Annotated in this window: 19 protein-coding genes and 1 pseudogene; 2 read left to right on the top strand and 18 right to left on the bottom strand. The window is 60.9% G+C overall.

Features of this window, described 5'->3' with window-relative positions:
• Positions 1–51: 51 nt before the first annotated feature.
• The 18 genes from gap to AC3A5T_RS11750 form a co-directional block, all read right to left on the bottom strand.
• On the bottom strand, positions 52–1,056 hold the full coding sequence (gene gap / locus AC3A5T_RS11665; RefSeq protein WP_487628707.1) for a type I glyceraldehyde-3-phosphate dehydrogenase: 1,005 nt from the start codon (positions 1,054–1,056) through the stop codon (positions 52–54).
• 627 nt (positions 1,057–1,683) lie between these two features.
• Positions 1,684–2,031 (bottom strand): hypothetical protein, encoded by a 348-nt coding sequence (locus tag AC3A5T_RS11670; RefSeq protein WP_487628708.1) that lies wholly within the window; start codon positions 2,029–2,031, stop codon positions 1,684–1,686.
• Between the two features lie 118 nt (positions 2,032–2,149).
• Positions 2,150–4,234, bottom strand: coding sequence for a peptidoglycan-binding protein (locus AC3A5T_RS11675; protein ID WP_487628709.1), 2,085 nt, complete (start codon positions 4,232–4,234; stop codon positions 2,150–2,152).
• 95 nt (positions 4,235–4,329) lie between these two features.
• Positions 4,330–5,064 (bottom strand): hypothetical protein, encoded by a 735-nt coding sequence (locus AC3A5T_RS11680; RefSeq protein WP_487628710.1) that lies wholly within the window; start codon positions 5,062–5,064, stop codon positions 4,330–4,332.
• 175 nt (positions 5,065–5,239) lie between these two features.
• Entirely contained in the window at positions 5,240–6,463 is a 1,224-nt protein-coding gene (locus AC3A5T_RS11685) for a Tle-like phospholipase domain-containing protein (protein WP_487628711.1), read from the bottom strand.
• Positions 6,460–7,029 carry a hypothetical protein gene (locus AC3A5T_RS11690; protein ID WP_487628712.1) on the bottom strand — a complete coding sequence of 190 codons (570 nt, stop codon included), beginning with the start codon at positions 7,027–7,029 and terminating at the stop codon, positions 6,460–6,462. Before AC3A5T_RS11690 ends, AC3A5T_RS11685 begins: the two co-directional genes overlap by 4 nt.
• Before the next feature lie 200 nt (positions 7,030–7,229).
• Positions 7,230–7,718, bottom strand: coding sequence for a DUF4189 domain-containing protein (locus AC3A5T_RS11695; RefSeq protein ID WP_487628713.1), 489 nt, complete (start codon positions 7,716–7,718; stop codon positions 7,230–7,232).
• A complete protein-coding gene (locus AC3A5T_RS11700; protein ID WP_487628714.1) occupies positions 7,715–8,725 on the bottom strand; it encodes a TrbL/VirB6 family protein in 1,011 nt (336 codons plus the stop codon). The genes AC3A5T_RS11695 and AC3A5T_RS11700 overlap by 4 nt, the downstream gene beginning before the upstream one ends.
• 15 nt (positions 8,726–8,740) lie before the next feature.
• Positions 8,741–9,484, bottom strand: a complete 744-nt coding sequence (locus AC3A5T_RS11705) for a hypothetical protein (protein WP_487628715.1) — start codon at positions 9,482–9,484, stop codon at positions 8,741–8,743.
• 53 nt (positions 9,485–9,537) lie between these two features.
• The gene (locus AC3A5T_RS11710) at positions 9,538–12,003 is read right to left on the bottom strand and encodes a VirB4 family type IV secretion/conjugal transfer ATPase (RefSeq protein ID WP_487628716.1); all 2,466 of its coding nucleotides are present in this window, start codon (positions 12,001–12,003) and stop codon (positions 9,538–9,540) included.
• 4 nt (positions 12,004–12,007) lie between these two features.
• Positions 12,008–12,322, bottom strand: coding sequence for a VirB3 family type IV secretion system protein (locus tag AC3A5T_RS11715; protein WP_487628717.1), 315 nt, complete (start codon positions 12,320–12,322; stop codon positions 12,008–12,010).
• Complete coding sequence (locus AC3A5T_RS11720; protein WP_487628718.1) at positions 12,315–12,689, bottom strand: TrbC/VirB2 family protein; 375 nt, start codon at positions 12,687–12,689, stop codon at positions 12,315–12,317. Before AC3A5T_RS11720 ends, AC3A5T_RS11715 begins: the two co-directional genes overlap by 8 nt.
• Before the next feature lie 79 nt (positions 12,690–12,768).
• Complete coding sequence (locus AC3A5T_RS11725; protein ID WP_487628794.1) at positions 12,769–13,602, bottom strand: lytic transglycosylase domain-containing protein; 834 nt, start codon at positions 13,600–13,602, stop codon at positions 12,769–12,771.
• Between the two features lie 88 nt (positions 13,603–13,690).
• On the bottom strand, positions 13,691–14,728 hold the full coding sequence (gene virB11 / locus AC3A5T_RS11730; RefSeq protein ID WP_487628719.1) for a P-type DNA transfer ATPase VirB11: 1,038 nt from the start codon (positions 14,726–14,728) through the stop codon (positions 13,691–13,693).
• 14 nt (positions 14,729–14,742) lie between these two features.
• Positions 14,743–15,948, bottom strand: a complete 1,206-nt coding sequence (locus tag AC3A5T_RS11735; RefSeq protein WP_487628720.1) for a TrbI/VirB10 family protein — start codon at positions 15,946–15,948, stop codon at positions 14,743–14,745.
• A complete protein-coding gene (locus AC3A5T_RS11740; protein ID WP_487628795.1) occupies positions 15,945–16,715 on the bottom strand; it encodes a TrbG/VirB9 family P-type conjugative transfer protein in 771 nt (256 codons plus the stop codon). The genes AC3A5T_RS11735 and AC3A5T_RS11740 overlap by 4 nt, the downstream gene beginning before the upstream one ends.
• Positions 16,715–17,629, bottom strand: a complete 915-nt coding sequence (locus tag AC3A5T_RS11745) for a VirB8 family type IV secretion system protein (RefSeq protein ID WP_487628721.1) — start codon at positions 17,627–17,629, stop codon at positions 16,715–16,717. Before AC3A5T_RS11745 ends, AC3A5T_RS11740 begins: the two co-directional genes overlap by 1 nt.
• Positions 17,629–17,994, bottom strand: a complete 366-nt coding sequence (locus tag AC3A5T_RS11750; RefSeq protein ID WP_487628722.1) for a hypothetical protein — start codon at positions 17,992–17,994, stop codon at positions 17,629–17,631. Before AC3A5T_RS11750 ends, AC3A5T_RS11745 begins: the two co-directional genes overlap by 1 nt.
• Before the next feature lie 734 nt (positions 17,995–18,728).
• Here AC3A5T_RS11750 and AC3A5T_RS11755 point away from each other — a divergent pair.
• Together AC3A5T_RS11755 and AC3A5T_RS11760 are read left to right on the top strand one after the other, a co-directional pair.
• Complete coding sequence (locus tag AC3A5T_RS11755) at positions 18,729–19,295, top strand: hypothetical protein (RefSeq protein WP_487628723.1); 567 nt, start codon at positions 18,729–18,731, stop codon at positions 19,293–19,295.
• A gap of 72 nt (positions 19,296–19,367) precedes the next feature.
• Positions 19,368–21,041 (top strand): annotated as a pseudogene (locus AC3A5T_RS11760) (type IV secretory system conjugative DNA transfer family protein); the annotation flags it as partial.
• Positions 21,042–21,101: the final 60 nt, after the last annotated feature.

Below are 21,101 nucleotides of genomic sequence, written 5' to 3' on the forward strand. Positions count from 1 at the left end.
AGAAGCCCCGCATGTGCGGGGCTTCGGGTATCGCGTCGCGAGACTGCGCGGTTACTTGGCCGCGACCACGCGGACCATCTCCAGGCACTTGTTGGAGTAGCCCCACTCGTTGTCGTACCAGCTGACCAGCTTGACGAAGGTCGGGTCGAGCGCGATGCCCGCCTCGGCGTCGAACACCGAGGTGCAGGTCTCGCCGCGGAAGTCGGTGGCGACGACCTTGTCTTCGGTGTAGCCCAGGATGCCCTTGAGCGCGCCTTCGCTCTGCGCCTTCATTTCGGCGCAGATTTCCTCGTAGCTTGCCGGCGTGTCGAGTTCGACCACCAGGTCGACCACCGACACGTCGGACGTCGGCACGCGGAAGCTCATGCCGGTGAGCTTCTTGTTGAGCTCCGGGATCACCACGCCGACGGCCTTGGCCGCACCGGTCGAGGACGGAATGATGTTCTCCAGGATGCCGCGGCCGCCGCGCCAGTCCTTGTTGCTCGGGCCGTCGACGGTCTTCTGCGTCGCGGTCGCCGCGTGCACGGTGGTCATCAGGCCGCGCTTGATGCCCCACTTGTCGTGCATGACCTTGGCGATCGGCGCCAGGCAGTTGGTGGTGCACGAGGCGTTGGAGATGATCGCCTCGCCGGCGTAGGACTTGTCGTTGACCCCGAACACGAACATCGGCGTGTCGTCCTTCGACGGCGCCGACAGGATCACCTTCTTCGCGCCCGCGTCGATGTGCTTCTGTGCGGTGCCCTTGGTCAGGAACAGGCCGGTCGACTCGATGACGACGTCGGCGCCCACCTCGTCCCACTTCAGGTTGGCCGGATCGCGTTCCTGGGTCAGGCGGATCTGCTTGCCGTTCACGGTCAACGTGTTGCCCTCGACCGACACCGTGCCCTTGAAGCGGCCGTGCACCGAGTCGTAGGACAGCATGTAGGCCAGGTAGTCCGGCTCCAGCAGATCGTTGATCGCGACGATCTCGATGTCGCCGTCGAAGTTCTCCACTGCCGAACGCAGCACGTTGCGGCCGATGCGGCCGAAGCCGTTGATGCCTACCTTGATCGCCATGAATCCGGACTCCTGCAGCCGCGCGCACGCGGCAAAAGTGGGAAAGACGTGGCCGCGCGGCGCGTGGGCGCCAGCCCGGACAGCGCTGCACAGTCTATCAGCCGCGCCGATCGCGGGCCCCGTGCCAGCCGCGCGGGGCGAAAGGTTTGCAATCGGCACGTGAGCCGGAACTCCAGATGGTTGCCAGATCTCCCCCAGAGCGGTGCCCATCTGTGGGTTACCTGCGTGCAGTTGGTAGATCGCTTCGCCGCCCCAGTGGGCAAGTAGAGGACGCAAGCCGGACTCGAAGGCCTCAGACAGCGGATAGAAGCAGAAACAGATCTGACCCAAACGGCTGGGTCGTTCAACGAGATTGCGCATCAGCAGCTGCTTCGCAGCAGATTCGGTCAACATGCCATCCCGCACCGCGAACTCTATGCGGCAACGAATCATCTCTTGAGAGAGCAGTTCTAAACCGTGCAGTACTAAACCGTCTCGCCTGACTTGCAGTACCTCACGCGCGGTCAGTCGCGTGAAGTGTTAGCCCCGCAGCTCATAAGCCGCGAGCGCTGTCCAGAGGTGCCTTATCGCTTCGTCATAGGCTCGCGCATCCCTCGGGGACAACCCAAGATCGAAGGTTCTATCGGCTCAGTGCTGATGAGGCGTCATATCCTTCTGTCCTGGCCCTTCCCACCTGCCAGGCGTGACGCCGGCAGGACATACGGTCAAGTACTCCCTCAGCGAGAGCGTATCGTCGCTCGACCAGGATTTGCCGTAGGGATTAGGATGGCAATACGGCATAACCATAAAATTCCCTGTAAAGGGCGGCAAAGGCATCCAGCACCGCATCGGCGCTCTCTTGATGTCTTGACCCTGCTCGCAGAACAAGAACGGATCATTGTCTCGGTAGTTGAGCCGCTGATACATGCCTTGCGCGCAGAGCTCAAAGCTTGCGAGCAGCAGCCCCAAAGCAGTCATGAAAATGCGGGGTTTCATGGAAATCCTTTACAGAGCACGCGAGACGGATTGGCTGCTTGGCCAGCGCACCAACCGTAGGGGGCTGGTGCACTGGCGGCAGACGGCGCGATAACCTCAACTACGACGCACTTGTTCCTTACCGCGACAAATCAGGGTTTGACTTCGCAGGCTCATTGTTGCCCTGCTCCGCAGCCTGCTTCTGCCACTGCTGCCCTTGGTCGCTAGACGCAAGTCCGTCGACGATGCGCCGAATTTCAAGCCCGTCTGCGTCTTTCGCGGCTGCGAGCATGCGCTCGACGAACGAAGACTGAGATTCGCGGGACGTATCCGCGGCCGAAGGCTGCTCCTGGCCGGGCGCCTGCCGCCCACGCGCGAGCTCGCTCATCTTGCCCAGCGTTTCTGGCCCCACGATGCCGTCTACCTTGATACCCTGAGCGCGCTGCAAATTGAGGACCGCCTCGCGCGTCGAGTTGCCGAAAGTGCCGTCGACCGCCAGTCCGCGTCCCGCGGCGTCCGTCGCGCCGAGTGCGTTCAGGCGCTCCTGCAACCCGTTGACGCCCTGACCCTTATCGCCTTGGCGAAGTATATCGCCAGCGCCGCCTTGCTCTCTCGCAGCGCCGGCCATAGCCTTCTGAGATTCCTTGCCAAAGATCCCATCAACCTCGAGGCCTCGATCTGCCTGGAACGCGCGCAGGGCATGATCGGTCTGCGCGCCGAATACGCCGCTACGAACCTCAAGTGCGTTGCCGTCTTCGCCCTGATACCCGAGCCGATTAAGCTGCTCTTGCAGCGCAATGACAGTCGCGCCCGACGCGCCAAGACGCGCAGGGCCATCAGATGCCCCGCCCGATCGCGCCGCGCTGTCGACGGACACCTGCTCACTACCCCGAAGCACGGGCAGCGGGTCGACGCGGCGGCCATCTCGCAGTAGCTCAAAGTGCAGATGGGTATCGCCCTGTGCCGGCGTGTTGCCGCTGCGCCCCATCGTGCCAATTTGCTGACCCGCCTCCACTCGCTCGCCGTTTCGCACAGAGAATTGTTCGAGATGGAAATACTTGGTCAACGATCCGTCGTCGTGCTGGATGCGCACGGTGTTGCCGGCGGCGCCATTGTTTGGCGCGACACTGACGCGCCCACCTGCGAACGCGACGATCGGATCACCGACATTGCCCTGGATATCAATGCCGCCATGCGGCTGACCGCTACTGCGCGGCGTTCCGAACTCGCCCCGACCTTCGCGCGGCTTGTCGGCCTCGTTGATCTGCGCATTGCCTGGCGACGGCCACACCGCCCTGCCCGGCGCGCGTTCTACGGGCTGCGGCGCAGCGCTTCGCTCGGCTTCCGGCCTAGCCAGCTGCGCGGTGATCGCATCACGCGTCGCCTGATCTGCTCGACCCGTCTGTTCCAGTGAGTTGGCGAGCTGGAAGCTTTGAACCGCTTCGAGTGTGCGCTGTCCGTAGATACCGCTGTTTGTCTCGAGGCTCCCGCCCTGCCCATCCCGAAAGCCGAGCTGGTTCAACGCATCCTGCATAGCGCGAACTTCGTCGCCACGCTCTCCGCGCTCGAGAACGCCATCCGCCATAGGGTTGGAACGCTCGCGCGCACCTGGCAGAGTCGCGGTCGCCACAATGCCGCGGTCCGGGATCTCGATCGCGGCATACTTTGCCGTCCAGTACTGAGTGAACGACGTCGCCAAGTCGCGATCGCTCATACCGGAGAGCGCTGAGTGTGGCTGCCCAGTCACGCGCTGGAAATCGGCGGCAGCAACGTTGCCCAGAATGTTCGTCCGCGTATCCGACCGCGAGAACTCGCCAGTCGCAATCGCCCGCTGAATTGACGCATATCCGCCGCCGCCCTGCTGATGCGCCAGATACATGTCGAGGCCATTTGGCGCCTCAGCACCAGAGAGAAATGCATGACCGGTGTCGGCGGAGCGGTTGGTGATCTGCGTGCGATTACGCGCGTAAAGCGTCGCCGCCGCATCCGTATTTGCGGTTGCGTCGAACTCGCGCCCCGTCAGTCCGAATTCGGCTGCAGTGCTGGGCATGAACTGAAACAGTCCCTTCGCGCCGCTCGATCGGTTGTGTGCGTCAGCGTTGAACTGACCGCCTGTCTCGATGTAGGCAAATCGAAGGAAGTCGTCGCGCGGAATGCCGCTTTGCTCGGCTTCGCGTTCGATAATGTCGAGAACAGCTGCTCTGTCGTTAGGACCGGCCATCATTGGCTCCTCAGATGAAGTGCGGCCGCGGCGGGCCGCAGGACGTCAACCGGACTCAATCCTTGAGTCATATGCAGAGCGGTCAACTCGAAAGTGGGTCAGGGTTGGTATTGCCCTGCATTCGCGTCGAATTTGAAGACTACCTCATCCGTTGGCCCAAGTGAACGCACCTGGCCCGGCCCCGAAACGGCCTCACCGGAAAGCGTGACGCGGATCGCCGGGAGCTGAGACTGTGGATCGGTTTCCAACGAGATGGCACCGGCGCTCACAGCGCAGGTCAAAACGCCGCCCTCGCACGCGGCTGAATTGTCGCTTCCGGCTTGGACCGTCCCTACATACCCCCAGGTCCGGAACGCTAGCGAATCGACGTTGTCCGGATCGAACAAAAACATTGCAAACCCGGTTGCCGCGACGCCGTCGTCAAACTGCCGGGTAGGCACCGCGAGCAGCAAACGTCCGTCTCCGAGGTCATGGCTCTCCGGCCGCCGCGACTCGTCGATCGCGTCCGGTTGATCATTACGTCCAAACTCTCCAACGTAGCCATCGGTCGCAAGCTGGGACCACGCTGGCTGACCCGCTTTGTCGACCTGCACCAGAGTCGCCTGACCGATAGCGACATGGCCGGGTTCCATCGTCGTGGAATCAGAGTCGGCGCCGGCCGAGCGCGAAGTAAAGCCGGTGAAATAATGCTTGCCGCCAACGTCAAACGCGTGCCCGAACCAATAGCTGATGATGTCGCCGCCATCAACCTCGAAGCTGTGCGCTCCGTCGCCATCACGCTCGTAAATGAAATAGAGGATGCTGTCAGGCGACGGCGGTTTGAGCGCAACCATGCGGGTGTCCTTGTCCTGAGCTTGGGCAGACTGCATATCAGTAGGGGCGGACTGCGGCGCGACCTCCTCCCCGCCACTTGGCGAACAGCTCGCCAAGCTGAGCGCGAGTGCAGCGGTCGCGAATGACGCTATGCGTTTCATCACCTCTCCTAGTCGCAGGGCATCCGAAGGCGCCTTAGCCTCGGGCCACGTCCTGGTGCTGCGGGGATTGCTGTTGCGATGCGTCTCGCTGGGCAAGCTGCTGCGCCTCGGTGTCGGCGCGCTGCTGCCACGCCTGGCCCGTTGCTGAATTCTGAAGGTCTTGGCTCGCCGTCCGTATCGCGTCAGGACTGTCGCTCTTGGCAGCATCAAACAGACGCGAGAGATAATCCTGCTGAGGGCCGCGCTCCACTTGCGCGAGCTGGACATCGCCGCGTTCGCCAGCGTTGTCGACAGACGCCCGGCGCCCATCACGCCCGCGCGCTTCTTCCTCGCGCCGTGCCGGCTCGCCCGCAGGCAAGGGTCCCCTGAGGTGATCGATGCCGTCGCGAATGATTCCGCCCGGCCCACGGGAGATGACGGTTGTGCCGCGCCGCAGCGTCTCCATGTCCTCCCGGTAATTGTTGATCGGGCGCTGATGCTCGGCAGCGCGGTCGATTGCCGCGCGGTCGCCCAAGACCGAGCGGTCCGGCTTTCCATCCCCATCAACGGGGAGAAAGTTGTGCATGCTGTGAGAACCGAATGATCTGCCTGCGGCAACGAGCGGAAGGTCCGGCGTCAGCGCATCTGCAATGCGACCATCTTTGTAGCCCGACTGATTCAGAACCGTCATCTCGCGCTCGGTCGCATAGATGCGAACCTGTCCGTAGTGCGGACTCGCGGAGCTCACCGCGTCAGCAGCCATCACGTGGTTGACCACGCGGCTCCCACCCTCGGGGATACGGCGATCAAGACTTGCCGCGCCGTAGGCATTAAAGGTCTCACCGCGCAGATCAAAGTGGTGCGCCGAGACCTGCGCAAGCGTGCCGCCCAGCGAATGCCCAGTGACCGTCACTTCTGGCGCCGCGCGTCCGGGTGTCTTGTTCGACTGTTCGGCATAACCCATCGCGCGCCGCGTCAGCTCGATCGCGTCGTTCGCTTGGGGATTGGTGCGATTAGCCACCATGGAGCCATCTGCGACAACGCCGTCTTTCCAGATCTGCTCGGTGCCGCGATGCGCAACAACGATCTCTCCCGTATCTGCACGTTGATAGACCGTGCCTTGGTAGCCGGTCCGCGCATTGTTCACATGCTCCCGGATGCGGTAATCAACGCCCTCGATCGTCACGTGCTCGTTGTAGGGCGGACTACGCACGCCGACGCGGCGATCCTCGTAGCTGTCGTTGGCGAGCCCGGCATACTGCTGGGACGGCACGGTCACGGCTGCGCCTGCTGCGCGGAGATTTCAACTACAAAAAACTCCGACCTCTGCGCGTCCGGCACATTGTCGAGCGACGGATCCCCGAACTCAGCGTAGTTATCGATTTCAGCTTTGGGGTAGTGACCTTCCCAAAAAAATGTGGGCTTCGAGCCACCCTGCTCGATCGCGTCGGCCTCCAGCGCGGCCACGAACGCGGTTGCCATCGGATCGCTCGACTCGCGCAGGCTTACCCGGGCCTCTACGAACTCCCAATGGCACACACCGCGTCCGTAGTAATCCTCATCGAGCACCTGATCAACAAACACTGTGCCCGCAAACTCGGTGTCGGAGACGCGCGTCAGCTTGACCTTTTCATTGGTCGATATCCGCGGGATCGCTCCCGAGAGGGGCTGCGGCTCACCGCACTCGGCAGCGTTCGAGACGTCGTACTGCGCAGCCGCATCGATCTCCGCGAATGGGCCAGGCGGATCTTTCAGGACGACCTTGATGTCGTACCCCTTCTGAGGAGCCGGGTTGAGATTACGCAGCGGGGCTGCGTCGTCGCGCGTATCGGTATCTGCGTTCATTGAGCCTGAGTCCGTGTTAGTGCCAGTGCAGCCAGCGGCAGCAATCGATAGAAGAAAGGCTAGAGCCAGCCGGGCCCTCGGCTTTACGACTGTCCTGAAATTTCTCAACTCGCCTCCAAATGCGCATCGCTCAGCGCGTCAAAACCCATCAAGTTCTCGCGCTGCAAGCAACGAAGCTTGCATCTACCTAAAGGTGATCACTAGCGAGTCTTGCTGGAAGGAGAGCACCCTTCGCGGAAGATTTCGCAGTTCTTTCCGCACCCTTCCAAAGCGCGCCTTCTAGCGTCAGGGAGGTCATAGCCCTGCACCCAAAAGCTGTCGTGATCGCTCGCCGCAACTGCCGCGCATGCGTTGGCAAATGTGAACACCACCGCGCAATTCGTGCCGCCGCGCGACGCGCAGTTCTCCAGAGCAGCTTGGCGCGCTGCGCCTTCCGAGGTTGCATCCACGACCCAGCCCGACCAGTTGTTCTCTTCGCTCATCGCGAAGCTGCCCCAAGACATGGGCTTCTGACGCGTGTCGCCGACTCCATGTGCCGGGAGGAACACTTGGTTATAGGCGGGCGTCCCCGGCTGCTGCGCGACTGCCGGCAGTGCCCATAGGGAGGCGAGAAGCAAAGCAATACTCAACCGAAGCATAAAATTCATAGGTCCACCTACTCGCGTTATCTGACAGCGAAAAGCTCTCATCGCGGCTTGCCCACCTTCCCTTCGCTCGGAGGAGGCGGCGGATCTCCACGGCCCACATAGTCTTGCTTGAAGTCAGACGTCTGGCCCGAACTGTTGCGACCCACATTGCCAAAGCTCGAGTTCGCCGCGAATTGCCCCAGCGTGCCGTTGAAGAACATCGCAGCCATCGGCGGCGCCATCACCATGAGAACCGACATGATCAGACCAACACCGCCCTGCTGAACAGCAGCGGAATTCAGCCCGCCTCCAAATCCAGGCGTCATGCCCATACTTGACAGCGTATATGCGGCAATCATCGTAGCTGCGGAGATCGCAACAATCTGGGTTGCGATCGACACCATGACAGCGAGCACGCCCATCGCAAACATAGTGCCTATCCCGTAAAGCAGCCATCGCTTGAATAGATCTTTCGTCTGATCAAACAAGAGCGCGAGAATGAAAAGCGGACCAAACCCAACGAACAAGACAAGCGCAATCTTGTAGAGCAGTAGCATTGCCCCGCCCACAACCGACGGGCCTGCGATGCCAATGCCTGTCAGCGAGGTGATGCTTCGCTGCGCAGCTGCATTGGGCTCGCTTTCCTGCGACGGGAGCGCGTCGACAAGCGCAAAGATGAGCCCCATGCGAGTGAGGTTTGCATCGATGGCGTCTTGGACGTCGTCGTCGTCCCCCGAAATCATCTGATGGATGCCGCGTGGCAAGTCAGTCGTCAGCGTCTGCGTGATGTTTGTGCCCGCGAAGGACATGGAAGTCGCCGCAATGACGATCAAGAACGCCCTGAGGGAGCCGACCACGAGCCCCATGAGCGATTCGCGGCTTCTACCCGTGACGATCATGAAGCCCTGGAAGAACACCCAGAGCGACAACAGCATAAACACAACACTGCTGACCCACCGCATTGTGCGTCCGAGGAGCGCGTCCTGAAATGCTTCGATGCTGGTATTCACCACATCGAAGATGAAGGCAAAAAATGCCCACGAAACAAAGCCGCTCGGATCAAATGACATGATGCTTTCGTCCGATTACAGAGAGGTCAAGCTCAGGCTGCCGCTGCCTTTGAGCGCATTCCGCGTCAAGGCAGTCTGCGAGTTCCTGATGTGCGAGATGCGCGCGCTATAAGCGGCCATGTAGGTCTGGTAGCGGTCACGGTCGTTATCCATGAGCGCGGTCAGGGCCAGGATCTCGTTGGTGTTCTGCTGGATGTTGGCGTAGTCATCCGCACCAAGGCTCCGGCGATGATCCTCAATCTGCTTCAACCGGTCGTAGTTTTGCTTGGCCCGCTCGAACATCCGCAGCGAGAACCGGTATTGCGCGAGCTCAGTCCGCGCCAAGTCCTGGCACAGGCGCTGCTGCTGCTCACCCAGCGTGGTCTGGGCGCCCGTGGTGCAAAGCTGATCGATCGCAACCGCCGTCGTGCTCGGCTGCGTTGCGTTCAGCGCCTCCTCGCCCGTCGGCTCAACGATCATCGCCGGAGTCGTGCCGCCGCGCGGCGCGATCTGGAGCTTTCGATTGAGCTCGGCAGCCCGCCCGGTAACGGTTCCGTCATTACCCAGTCGACGCTCCACCTCGCGGATACGGTCCTGTGTCCTCGTGTCAGTGACCTGCCAAGCGGCCGCCGCAACGCCCGTGCCAAGCAGCGCGACAAGAGCAATTGCGATCTTGACCTGAGGGCTCACTTTCGGCGCTGAAACGGAAGATCCAAACGTCCGAATCCATGCGTCGCGAAAATTCGTCTTCGCGCTCGAGCGATGTGTTTTCGATGCCATGGTCCACCTCCAACCTATTTGTTCAAATCGATGAAAGAGTGAAACGGTCTCAACTAATTTGCTGTAGCCCGGCGGCCACCGCGGGCCTCCACCTGGGGCGTTGAGGCACGCGAGCCCTTCCGCTTCTCGTAAAACGCTTCGAGCCACTGCTCAGGCGAAAGCTCCGAGCGATCGATACCTAGCCGCCCCGCTTCCTCCCGCACAATTTGATCCATCACTTCGATGTTGTCCGTGCTCGCCGAGATGACCGCGAGCGCATCGTCCATGCCCCGCATGTTGAGTTGACACACCGTCGAGCCATGGCCTTGCTTTACAAGGAACGAGCGCGAGCGCTCGTCCAGGTTGGCCACGACCTCGAACTCCGCCTCCGTCAACTTCAAGCCTTCCATGTAGTCCGCGCGCGAGGCGTTCGGGTTTGGCAAGAGGATCAAAGTCGCTGTCTGCTCGATCAGCGCCGCCGAGATGTCGCTGGCCAGTGCATCCTCAGGACTCTGGGTTGCAAAGATGCCAAGACCGTTCTGCTTACGGATTGTCTTTTGCTTGTTCTTGGCGAAGTCTTTGAGCGCGCCGCCGCCGTCGAGGATCTTCCAGAACTCATCCATGACGTAGATGAGGGGGCGGCCGTCGATCAGCTCTTCAAGACGGTGAAGGAGGTAGTTGATGACCGGGACGCGAACCTCCGCGTTGTCGATCACGTCGGTGTAGTCAAATCCGATGATGTTCGCGCGGTCGAGATCGATGATGTCCACCGGATTGTCGAACACCCATCCGAGCGTGTTGCCTGCTGTCCACTTGCGAAGGCGTGCATAGAGTCCGTCGTCGCCCATATTGGGCAGGCTCTTCTGGAAATTAGTCATCGAGCGGAGGTGTTTGGGCATGTCGAGCATGCTTTCCACCGCGCGGAAGATCTCCTCGTCTTCCCGGGCCGTATAGCTGCTCTTACCGGCCAGCACCTTCACGAGGTTGCCAAGGAACTGCACATTGGAGTCCGTGCGCTCACATTGAAACGGATTGAAGCCCGTCGGCTGACCGTTATCGAGCGCGAGGTAGTTGCCCCCGCAGGCGCGCACAAAGATCTCTGCGCCGCGGTCCTTGTCAAAGAAGAAGATGGTGGGCGCCGGATCATATTTCTGGACCTGGCTGAGCAGGAAGTTTATCAGCGCGGTCTTACCGGTGCCGGACTTGCCGATCACCATGGTGTTGCCAATCGCCTTTTCCCCGAGCGAGTTTTCGGCCGGATGCGTGGCGTGGAAGTTGAAGTAGTAGGGCTGGCCGTTCGTGGTCTGGAGCACCGTCAGGCACTGCCCCCACGGATTGTTTTCCTTCTTGCCCGTCGCGAAATTGTGCAGTGGCGAGAGGCCAAGGAAGTTCAACGAACTGACATTGGCAAGGCGCGTGCGGAACTTCCAATTGGCTGGAAACTGCGAATAGAACGACGAGCACACCGCCAAGTCTTCCTTGACCGACACGAATCCTGCATTCGACAGCTCGGCGCGCGCGGTGGCGATGTTCTGCGACAACGACTTTTGGTCCTCCGCATACAGCGCGATCAGGAAGTGATACTCGCCAAGCACGAAATTGCCCGACGCCACCTGGTCCATCGCGTGATCCATCTCGATCACTTGGCTGACGGCCTTGTCCCCGGAGGAGATCATCATGCCCTTGGTGCGGTCGAGCACCTTGAGAGCATCCTGGCGCCCCATGGGGCTAAAGGAGTGCGTGATGACATATTCGAAGTCGAGATACTTCAGGTTGTTCAAGATGCCCGGGTAGGTGGCGTCCGTGAACTCCTTGATGTTGAGGATTGCGCCGTAGTGGTTCTCTCCGCCCGGCGCATTGATCACGAAGTCTCCCGACTTCGCCGAGAACATGTGGCGCGCCACAGGCAAGTAGTCGTAGACGGGCGCGCGAAGCACCGGCACCGGCTCGTCAATGCGATTGAGTAGATAGCCAAAGAAGGTCAACGTCTCGGAGAAAACGACGCCGTTATCAGCCTCATACATCGACAAGCGCACCGGCGCGTAATCCTTGAGGACGGCCTCCACGTTGCCCGCAAGTTCCATCGTCTTGTTGACCGCCTGATCCTGCTCGCTCTGTAGCCGCACGACATCTGCAGACTTCTCGACAAATCTCTTACCGACCACAATGGGCCGGAAGATCATTGTCAGGTAAAGCTCATTCTGCATGATCTTCTGAGACGTTAAACGCTCGAAATACTCATCGGAAAGCTGCTGGTTGAAGGCCTGCTGGAAGTAATTGGCGACGTCAATCCTGCCGCGTCTGCGGATGTCGTGAACCCAAAACGCAACATTGACGAAGTCAGGCGCGCGGAGCGTCTGCAGCATCCGATTGAAGGTGTTGTGCCGGTGCTCTAGCTCCCACTCCTCCCGACCGACGAAGGGCAGCCCGTCAAGCCGCCAAGTGATCAGGAAGTCTCCGCCCGTCGTCTTGACCACATGCGGGGACACATGGGCAGACAAGGGGATGAACTCGGAGATGGAAGTGTCGGGCGCAAGCATGTTGCTAGTCCTTCGTGGGCTGTTCGAACGTCTTGCGGTAGCTGTTCGGAGTGAACACCCACATGCCGTTGTGATGCTTGATATTTTTGACCTTCGTGCGGAACTGCCATCGCAGACCGAGCAGACGAAAGACCATCTCATCGCGCCGCGCCATCTGCCGCATCGCCATGATCACGATGGGCAGCAGGAGCAGGAAAAACATGTTGATGTAAAACGTCAGAAGCAAGCACGCACCCGCCCCAATCGCAAACGGGATGTAGGGCACGCCCAGAAACATGGGCGGGCGCGTGCAGCCTCGAAACAGCGCGTTTTTATGCATACCGCATCAGGCTGTCGACAACGACCATGCCAGTCGCCATAACGTCGTCGGGCAGCAACATGCGGGCAATCTGCGCCGCGGCGCCGATCAGAAAGCCGCCAATGAGAACCGGTGCGACGTCGCCGATACGCTTGTGGTTGAACGCAATCTGGTAGCCCGCGAAGATCACCGCGATCGTAACGACAGCGATAGATGCGACGTTCAAAATGCCAGTGAGGTTCGTAAAGAACTGGGTCACGCGGTTGGTCGCGCCGCTGCCGTCCTGCGCCATGGCCATGACAGGCAAAAGTGCGAGCGACGCACCAGCGGCGACGGCGTGGGCGCGGCCACTGCGCAGGGCGGACTTGATCGAGAGTGCATTTTTCATGGGGAGCCCCTTTTCGTTAGCAAGTGAAGGAATTGAAGGGTGATGCGTGGCCCGTCCATTGGCCGGATAAAACTTGAATTCAGAACACAAACGCCGCATCGCGAGCTGGCGGTGCCGGTGCCGGTGGCGGTGGCGGTGCTAGAGAGGTCTGCGGAGTCGGCGGCAGCATCGCTGCGCCAGCCGGCGTGGCAGGCGCTCCCATCAGCTGCACAATTACCGGGGCGTCGTCCAGCATCTGCGGGGTGCCTGCGCCCACGCCGACGGGCCGCACAGCCGCGGGGGCGACGGGGCTCGCAGCGACAGGCGTGGGCGGCAGGCTAGCGGCGCTCGAAAGCGTCTCTTGAACGCGGCTCGACATCGCCGCCTCCTCAATGCGTCGCGCGATCAGGCTGGCGGTTGCCGGCGGCGGGCTGCTCACGCGCGCTGCGCGCGGCGCGGCGCCTTGCGATCGAATCACCGGGATTGCGGCTGCCTGCACCCCGCCCGCTGCCGCGCCCTGCCAGGACGCAACGACCTTTTGGACGTAGCCATGCCGGAAACCGGTGGTGAAGTTGCCAGAGTAGTAGCAGCTAAACGCCTTGCCCCAGTCCCGACCCGAGCGCCCGTAGCACTCGGCCAGGATCCTCGAACCCGCCTGGAGGTTAGGACAAATGTCAAACGCCTTCTCGTAACTATCAAGACCTTGGCTTGTGAGGTTGTAGCGGTTGACCTGGGCAATACCGAGCGAGAAGTTGTAGCCCTCTTGCTCGAGCATGCGTGTCGTGGAGAGGGCCTCGCCGAGGCTACGCGGCTGCCTGGCGAGGCGCCCACCAACAACACCGATTGCAAACGGGTTGAAGGACGACTCGACCTTCACCACGTGGTGCATGACCTCTGCTGGGACAGCCAGGTCTGTGCACGCCATCATTTCGATACCGGGCAACATCAGCGCGGCCTCCAGCTTGCGATCGTATGAGCGTTGATCAACGGCCTTGCTAGGCGACGCTTCGAGGAAATGCGCTTCATGCCGCAAGTCCCCGCGCCGGATCGAAGTCGATCCCGGTAATAAAACGGCGCCCTGCGTGGGCTTTGATATGCACCACCACGTCGATGGTGAGTTTCAGGAGTCGCTTGATGACCTCGAACTCAAGACCTGCACCTTCCGCGGACGCCTTCACCATGAGCGCAAGCTGATCCCAAGTCTGGGACGTGCTGCCAGCGTGGCAACTGGTGATCGAGCCCGGGTGGCCCGAGGCACAGTTGCGGATGAAGTAAAACGACTCATCGCCGCGAAGCTCGGCCAGAATGATGCGATCAGGCTTCATACGCAGACAGGCCTCCATGCAGGTCTTCGCGGAAATGTTGCTCGCGCTTTGTCCACCTTTCGAGTAGAGCAAGTGCACGACATTGGGTTGAGAGAGAAACAGTTCGCGCGCGTCTTCGATCGTGACCAGACGCTCTTGATGTGAAATGTGGTGCACGAGCGACTTCATGAAAGTGGTCTTGCCACTGCCGGTTGCGCCCGATACGACGATGTTCTTGTGGTACTGGACGGCCTTCTGGAAGAACGCCGAGTAGTCGCGCTGCTGCTTGAGTTCCAAAAGCTCTTGGTCGTACTCGCTGATCGTGTGCTGCTGCTCCACGATTTCGGCAAAAAATCCGTCCCGTTCGTACTCCTCCAGCGTCTTTCCAAACCGCGCAGGGAGACGGATGGTGATCGACACCTTTCCGGAGTCGCAGGCCGGCGGAATCACGAACTGCGCGCGTTGACCGGTTGGAAAGGTCAACGACACCATCGGGTCCGCATCCGTAATGCGCTGACCGGTGTTGCTTTCATTGACGACCGATGTGCAGAACTGCCTCGCGCGCTCGAAGGTGAGAGATGGCACCTCGACGCGGTTCCAGCCCGACCTGGTTTCAAGATAGAGCTCGCCCGGCTTGTTGATACAGATTTCCGTAACGTCCGCCGACTGCATGTGCTCCCGGATGCCCAGGATCTCGTACTGGTAGTCGAGAAATTCATTCGACACCTGGGCGAGGATTGCGGTTTCGGCGTTCATCTGGGCTGCGTCGATCAGCGGATCACTGACGAGAAATCAACGTCGCGCGAAACGTAAACAGCGACGATCGTGCCCTGATTGATCGTCACCGTCGGCGGACGGGTCATGTTCCGTTCGAGCGCCAGATTGGCAAGGCGCTCCATCGTGCGAGCTGTTGTGCTCTCGTAGGGGTTCTGGACAAGACCGCCGTTCACGACCGAAGTCGTGGGCGGGCCATTCTCTGCAGCTGCATACTTGAAGGCGTCGCTCAGGATGCTGATCAGCAGCGCAGACGAGATGCGCTGACCCCAATGCGCGCTGTAATGGCCTGCGTTGCCCGCAGACCCCAGCATGTCGACGCCTGGGCTCTTCATGTTGATGTCGAGACCATTGGGCGTGGTCACGCGGTCCCAGATGATGCCGACGCGATCGCCGATGAGTTCATCCGAGCCGTAGCTGCCCTGCACTTTCGAGCCGCGCGGCAACAGAAGGCGCCGACCATTCACCGAATACACCGGCTCGGTCACGATGCACGAGGTGTAGCCCGGGTAGTCTGAGATCACGCGCGACTGCAGCACGCAGCGAATGTAGGTGCCGCGGAGCAACAGGGTGTCAGGTTGATACAGCGGGCGTGCACTCGTCAGGCCATCCGGCGGGCCCCCTCTCCCAGCCTGCTGCTGCGGCTGCCCGGTCAGCATTGCGGCGTAGTCCTGAGGATTCATGCCCTGCTGGCCGCCCTGCGGTTCAGTGCTGCCCATCGATGCGCCGGCGTTTGCGTCTTCCATACGCCGGTCAAGCAAGGACGGCATGCCGCCGCGCAGCGAGTCCATGTTCGGCATGCTCGACGATTGCGGCGGGCGCGTATCGTCAATCACCGGAAGCGGCGGAAGATCCTCTACCGGAGGCGCCTGCGCGACGGCGCGCTCTGGCGGCAACTCAGGCAGATCACGCGGCGCGGCCGGGATTACGACCTGCTCGCTCGCAGGACGGCGCGGCCCAGCCTCCTCATCTGAGGAGCTCCCGAAAAGTAGCCACGCTGCAATCGCCATCAGCGCGATCACGATGGCGGCGAGGAACACGAGCGCTTTGCGATTGAGGCGCTGGACGTCATCAGCTCTCAGATAGGGCGCTTCACCGTCAAGCGAGGGTGCATCCGCATAGTCGCGGCGTGCGTAGGGATTAGGCGCCTGGTGACGCTCGGCGTCGCGAGCATCATGCTCATTGGGCGGAATTTGATTCACAGTTCCGGTCTCCTGCGCAGGCCAACTGCATTCTCACCGTGGCGCACAACGAGGAAGGCGTAGGTGCCGTGCACGACGATGGTGTCCCCCTCCACGGTCGAGTTGACGATGAACTCATCACCGTCTTCGCTGTCGCGGGCAAAAATTGCCGGGAAATTGCCGCTGGGAAAGCGCGAGCGATCTCCCATGCGGATGTAAGTGAACCGCCGGTCGTCATAGACCGTCGCAGGCACGAGCCACGTCGGCTGGCGCTTATGGAAGGAATACTCGTAGGCGAAGTAGTAATCGCGCGCCGGCTCGATCGCGGTGCTGAGCTCGGACGACGGCTCTTCCGTAGTCGTCGCCTGACCCGCGAACTTTGTGTCGGTCGGATAGAGAAAGCGAACCTTGTATTGAACGCCGGAGGCCTTTGCCTGGTCCAGCGCGCGCCAGTTCGTGGCCACAACTTTGAGTTCGAAGATGTAAGAGTGCGCGGCGGTCCGAACAAGCAGGTTCGTATCGACGTCGACGTTCTTTGGCTTCAAGTAAAAGACGTTCTCACGCCGGCTGATATCCCACCCACCGCTGAAACCGGTGCTGTAATCGAGGATTTCCTCGTGCGGGCTGAGCTCGATCTGCGTGGTGATGCCAAGGCCCGTGCGGACCTGGTAGATCTTGTCAGCGCCATACTCGTACTCCTCGACGACTTGCGCGGATGCAGGCGCGCAGACGCCAGCAAAAAGCGCGGCCAGCCCGAGATGCAGACACACTTGCATCAAACGACCCATCATTCCGTTCCCCTTTGTGCGCCCTCAGCTTCCATCTGCTCAGCCGGCATGGCTGGCAAGGCGACTGCCCCGTTCACTGTTGCCGCATCCGCCGGCGCGCCCAGCATTGCCGGATCAGCGCCCAAGGCGGGTGCCTGGGCTTGCACCGGCGCCTGACTCAGCTCAGCCACGCCAGGCGACGCGGGCGATGGCGCGAAGTCGTTGTCGACGCGGTAGTTCACAACGCGAAACCCAAGCGGATTGAGAAGACGGTCTTCGTCGTTCAATCGCAGGTCCTGGTTGTAGGTGAACTCCATGGTGGCGATCTTGTTGTCGAGTGGATCCGACCGACCGCGACCCTTGTCGTAGACGTTGCGCTGAAAGCGCACTGTCGCGCCTGTTGGACGACGACCCTCGCCTCCGCCAATCAGCACGATGCTGAGAATGCGAATGTGGAGTGCCTTGGCTGCGCCGTAGACCCGAAAGGGTCGCTCTGGATTGGCTTCGGCGTGCAGCGCCGTGTAGGCAGGCGCCACCGCAGGCCCTGCCATCGACAGCGTTGTCCGCCAGTTGCGCTGTCCGATGAGGCCCGAGTCATAGGACTCACGGGCGAGAATGAACTGCGCCACGTTGCTCTTGTTGATGGCTTCTTCGGTCGTGACGTCCCGGTTCTCGAAGTTGCCGACGAGGCGGGCAACCGACGCGGTCCCGGTATAGGGATCGGCCATCACGAGGTAAGGCACCTTCTCCTTCAGCGGGAGGAACAGCAGATAGCCGCCCGCAAGGATCAGCGCCATGACGATAGCACTCCACGCCACGAGCCACGCGCGCTTTTCGCTTCGGAGCGCGCGCTCGGTAAGCGTGAGCTCAAAGCTCACGCCTTGGGCGACGGTGCGCTCGATTGCGGGCGTATCCGTTTTTTTCTTACCAAACATCAGTTCGCCCCTGCGCCGGTGGCGGCCGCAGCATCGATGTTGCCCTGCATGTCCGCAGGGTCGCCCTGACTGCCAGCAACGCTTACGACGATCGTCGAGTGATCAACGGCAACAACCACGTTCTCTCTGGCGTAGGCGGCGGTCAGCGCTGAAGACGCTTCCACGAGGCTTGGCGTGCGAATGCTGCCTACCGGTCCGTAGAGGGTGTAGTCGTTTGGATGCAGATACGACAGGGTCATCCGCGAATCGCGGGCCCATCGGGTGAGCATCGTCTTGAGCGTCCCGTCAGCCGGAGACGCTTGGAAGACATAGACCTGGTTGAGCGGGATTGCCTGCGGCGCATCCGCAAGGCGGTTCACCGGCATCCACTTGCCGCGCGGATCAGGCGCAGAGGGCGTTGCACACCCAACAAGAGAGATCACTGCAAGAACGCACGCGAGGCCTAGGGCCCTTCGAATCGGCACATTACGAATCACGCAATCACCATCGGCAAGAAGCAGCCACGGCCTGGCCGCGACAGCCCTCAATCAGAGCGCTGCGCAGACCTGCGTCACTGCATTCAAAAAAGACTCACACGATTCAGACACGCAGCACCGACGCCCCGCACCAAAAAATCTTCTCTTCTTGTCGATACAGCGCGCAGGCAGTGCCTACGAATCGCCCCCTGTGCAAACTCCTTGTCTCAACACTTCCTTACCCCTTGACGAGGGCGCAGTAGCCGCTCCCGCCAACCTGAACTTTCGCCGAACATATCTGCGCCACGCTTCGAGCGTCAAGCAAATCAGCACGGCGCGAGCTGTGTTCAGTTCGAAGCGCGTGGCAACTGCCCGCAATGTGTCACCGCGATTGCAGCTGATCGGCTAACACTTAGAAAAAAAATGTGACGCGCAACACATCTATGGCTTATCGCACCTTCGCAGCACCGACTGAACGCTGCTCGAACCTTCTTCGCTCTGCAAGTCGCGGATGATCTTTGGTGACGTGTGATGAAGCCCTTCATGCGCAAGCGCGATTGACTGCCCTACTGCCGACTCTGGCAACATGCGGCTTACGCCCAGGGGGGCATCTGCCAAGCAGGTGAGCTGTGGATCGATCAAGCATGGAAGACTTCGTTGCGAACGCGGCGCTCCTTGCCGGTAGGTTGACCCACGAGTGCGAAAAGGCGACTGCGAGCCAGTCCGCCGCAGCGATCGACCTGCGCGCTGCCGCTGCCAGTGTTGGGCGGGAGGTCGTCGCCGGTAAAACAGAAATCGCTCAAAGCGCAAAACTCGCGGTCCGCGAAGTGTTGTCCCAAGAAATTCCCGCAGCAGTCGAAGCCATTTCCGAGGCCGGAGATAGATTGACTCGCATCACCGAGCAACTCGCGCGCGATCAAGCGGCTGCGGGCGCCCACATGAGAATGCTCGGATGGAAAGCGCTTGGCGCGCTGCTTGTTGCGTCGGCACTGACGATTGGCATAACCGGCTACGTAGCATGGAGCAATCTCCAGCGCGCAGAGCGCGCAAGCGTCGACGCGCAGATCATGGAAGCGCTACAGAGCGTTTCGATCACCTCTTGCGATGGCCAGCCTTGCGTCAAGCTCTCGGACGGTCAGGCGCGGTGGACGAAAAACGACGACTACATTCTTGTAGACACCAGCGCAGCCGAAGGCGCACCGGTGCCCTGACCTCCCGCCCTGATGTCGCCGTTCGCTCAGGTGCTTCAAACCTATTGCCAGTTCTGAGTAAAAGGAATCGCTTTGAACAACTTTCGATTGATCGCGGCGCTTGTCCTCACCGTTCTTTTCGGCGTCGCTGCTGTCTACCTCTCTGGCTACCTGACCCTGATGTTCCTCGGACTCGACACGGGGCAACTCGGGTTTGGCACCTACTACCAATACTTCAAGAACATCGATCATCCGCAGGTGCAGCCCTACGCCTGGCGCATATGGACCGCCGGCGGTATTGGTGGTGGTCTGATGCTGTTGGTGTGGGCATCGCTCCTCGTCATGCTCTACAAGCTTCGAAGCGATGGGAATATCCATGGCCGTGCGCGCTTTGCCGGCATGCTCGATCTCGCCAACAAGGGATTTTTGAAGCAGAAGGATGACGGCATCGTCGTCGGCCAGCAGAACGGCAAGCTGCTGCGCCTCTCGGGTCAGCAGTTCGTGATACTCGCCGCGCCTACCCGTTCAGGCAAGGGCGTCGGGGTTGTGATCCCAAATCTCCTTGACTACCGCGAATCCGCGGTCGTGCTCGATATCAAGCAGGAGAACTTCGACCTGACCTCGGGTTGGCGCCGCTCGATTGGCCACGAGATCTACCTGTTCAACCCGTTTGCGGAAGATCGTCGCTCGCATCGGTGGAACCCGCTGACCTATGTGTCGAGCGATCCATCGTTCCGAGTATCGGATCTCCAGGCGATCGCCGCGATGCTTTATCCGGACGGCGACGACAAGGACAAGTTCTGGACGAGCCAAGCGCGTAATACCTTCCTCGGCTTCACGCTCTACCTGTTCGAACAAGCAGAGGCGATTCCGGTCGCCCCAACGCCGACGCTGGGCGAGGTGCTGCGCCTTGCCTCGGGCGACGGCACCGAGCTCAAGCCCTACATCCAAAAGCTCTCGGAGGCCCATTTCCTGAGTGGGCAGGCCAAGACCGCCTTCGCCGGCCTTCTGTCCCAGGCAGACGTCACCTTCGCCTCGATCATCGGCACCTTCCGAGAGCCCCTCAACGCGTTCCTGAACCCCGTTTTGGACGCCGCCACCAGTGGCGACGACTTCCGACTGGACGATGTGCGCCGCAAGCGCATGACGATCTATGTCGGCATCCAGCCCAATAAGCTGGCCGAGAGCCGTCTGATCGTGAACCTCTTTTTCAGCCAGCTCATCAATGTCAACACCAAGACGCTGCCGCAAAACGACAAGTCGTTGAAGCACCAGTGCCTTCTCTTGATGGATGAGTTCACGGCGATCGGCAGAGTCGACATCATCTCCAAAGCCGTTGCCTACATGGCGGGCTACAACCTCAGGCTCCTCCCGATCATCCAGTCCATGGCGCAGCTCGACGCTGTATATGGCAAAGAACTCTCGCGCACGATCATCACGAACCACGCGCTGCAGATCATCTATGCCCCGCGTGAGCAGCAGGATGCGAACGACTATTCCGAGATGCTGGGCTACACCACGGTGCGCCGCCGCGCCCGCACGCGCTCACATGGTCAGGGTCGCTCCGTGTCGGATAACGAGGTCTTGGAGAAGCGCGCGCTCATGCTTCCCCAAGAGCTCAAAGCCATGGGGCCTGAGAAGGAAATCGTGATCTACGAGGGCCTCGCGCACCCCGTGCTCTGCAAGAAGATCCGTTATTACAAGGACAGCTATTTTACGAAGCGCCTAATGCCCGCGGTTGAGGTCAGGCCGCTCAACTTGGAGTCAAGAGCCAAGAGTACCGCGGGCATCAAGGTTAGCGTGTCGCAGGATTCGACAACGTTGAAC

Source organism: Luteimonas sp. Soil_C_16 (assembly GCF_057657295.1).